Annotated in this window: 1 tRNA gene and 1 rRNA gene; both read right to left on the minus strand. The window is 52.6% G+C overall.

Features of this window, described 5'->3' with window-relative positions:
- Nucleotides 1–21: 21 nt before the first annotated feature.
- A tRNA-Ile gene (locus QD47_RS29735) sits at nucleotides 22–98 on the minus strand.
- Nucleotides 99–136: 38 nt separating this feature from the next.
- Nucleotides 137–253: ribosomal RNA gene (gene rrf, locus QD47_RS29740) — 5S ribosomal RNA — on the minus strand.
- Nucleotides 254–268 lie beyond the last annotated feature (15 nt).

Below are 268 nucleotides of genomic sequence, written 5' to 3' on the forward strand. Positions count from 1 at the left end.
AAAGAGTAATATAAAGTTATATGGTGGGCCCTAGTGGACTCGAACCACCGACCTCACCCTTATCAGGGGTGCGCTCTAACCAGCTGAGCTAAGGGCCCATAATAAACCACCAAAGAAATTCTTCTTTAGTGGTTGCGCTTGGCGACGTCCTACTCTCCCAGGACCCTGCGGTCCAAGTACCATCGGCGCTGGAGGGCTTAACGGTCGTGTTCGGGATGGGTACGTGTGGAACCCCTCCGCTATCGCCACCAAACGTTTGAGAGTTTAA

It is taken from the genome of Paenibacillus terrae (genome assembly GCF_000943545.1).
In the GTDB taxonomy this organism is placed as follows: domain Bacteria; phylum Bacillota; class Bacilli; order Paenibacillales; family Paenibacillaceae; genus Paenibacillus; species Paenibacillus terrae_A.